This window comes from Mesorhizobium delmotii, assembly GCF_900149755.1.
Taxonomy (GTDB): domain Bacteria; phylum Pseudomonadota; class Alphaproteobacteria; order Rhizobiales; family Rhizobiaceae; genus Mesorhizobium; species Mesorhizobium delmotii.
The window spans coordinates 211,798-212,202 of sequence record NZ_FUIG01000029.1; the positions used below are offsets into that span (position 1 = coordinate 211,798).

Here is a 405-nt window from a genome sequence, read left to right on the forward strand (position 1 = left end):
CATGTTGAGGCCGACATTCTCGAGCTTGATGCCGAGGTCTTCGGAAATGACCTGGCCACCGGTAAGGATAGCGATGTCTTCCAGCATGGCCTTGCGGCGATCACCGAAGCCCGGCGCCTTGACGGCGGCGATCTTCAGGCCGCCACGCAGCTTGTTGACGACGAGCGTGGCCAGGGCCTCGCCTTCGACGTCTTCCGAGATGATGACCAGCGGCTTCGAGGTCTGCACGACAGCCTCGAGGATCGGCAACATGGCCTGCAGGTTGGAGAGCTTCTTCTCGTGGAGAAGGATGTAGGCGTCTTCCAGATCCGCAACCATCTTGTCGGCGTTGGTGACGAAGTAAGGCGAGAGATAGCCGCGATCGAACTGCATGCCCTCGACCACTTCGAGTTCGGTCTCGGCGGT

The 405-nt window shown here is 60.5% G+C and carries 1 pseudogene; it reads right to left on the reverse strand.

Annotated features, from left to right (window positions below):
• Positions 1-405, reverse strand: a pseudogene (gene groEL / locus BQ8482_RS19735) (chaperonin GroEL); the annotation flags it as partial.